General features: G+C 57.5%; 1 protein-coding gene. It reads right to left on the reverse strand.

The window, feature by feature from the left end; all coding sequences use genetic code 11:
• Positions 1–15: 15 nt before the first annotated feature.
• Positions 16–1,008, reverse strand: a 993-nt coding sequence (locus IEX86_RS24710) for a hypothetical protein (protein ID WP_188868790.1), incomplete at its 5' end; no start/stop codon positions are given.

Raw genomic sequence — 1,008 nt, forward strand, 5'->3', positions numbered from 1 at the left:
GCTATTTCGGTGCACTTATTTCAATTCAAGTCCAAACGCCTCATTGAGCGGTGCTCGTGTGCCGGGCTGTAGGCCATGCCGACTGATCCCTTCGTTAACCGCGCGTTCGAGCCCAGCGGGACGAGGATCAGTCGGATCAGGTCGGAGCTGCGACCAGGTCTGGCCCTGTTGCTCCAGATGGCACAGGAAGCGATTGATCTTTGAACGCTTTTGTTGACTTAGGCTTTGTGGCAGCGAAGTCATGACCAGTTGATGCTCGGCAAGGGTGGGCTTAAGTATCACCCGTCCCGATTGGGCTACCAGCACAAGCCCAAACTCCCTGTTGAGCGATGATCGTGTGCCGGGCTGTAGGCCATGGTTATTGATCCCTTCGTTAACCGCGCGTTCGAGCCCAGCGGGACGAGGATCAGTCGGATCAGGCCACAGCTGTGACCAGGTCTGGCCCTGTTGCTCCAGATGGCACAGGAAGCGATTGATATGTGAGCGCTCTAGTTTATTTAAGCTTTGTGGCAACGAGGCCATGAGCTGACTATGCTCGGCAAGGGTGGGCGTAAGCCTCACCTGTCCCGATTCGCCTACCAGCACAAGCCCAAACGCCCTGTTGAGTACTGCTCGTATATGACTATGTAGGCCATGCTGACTAATCCCTTCGTTAACGGCGCGTTCGAGCCCGGCGGGACGAGGATCAGTCGGATCAGGCCACAGCTGTGACCAGGTCTGGCCCTGTTGCTCCAGATGGCACAGGAAGCGATTGACCCTTGAGCGTTCTTGCTGACTTAGGCTTTGTGGCAACGAGGCCATGAGCTGACTATGCTCGGCAAGGGTGGGCGTAAGCCTCACCTGTCCCGATTGGGCTACCAGCACAAGCCCAAACTCCCTGTTGAGCGATGATCGTGTGCCGGGCTGTAGGCCATGCTGACTAATCCCTTCGTTAACGGCGCGTTCGAGCCCGGCGGGACGAAGATCAGTAGGGTCAGGTCGGAGCTGCGACCAGGTCTGGCCCTGTTG

It is taken from the genome of Pseudomonas asuensis, assembly GCF_014646755.1.
In the GTDB taxonomy this organism is placed as follows: Bacteria; Pseudomonadota; Gammaproteobacteria; order Pseudomonadales; family Pseudomonadaceae; genus Chryseomonas; species Chryseomonas asuensis.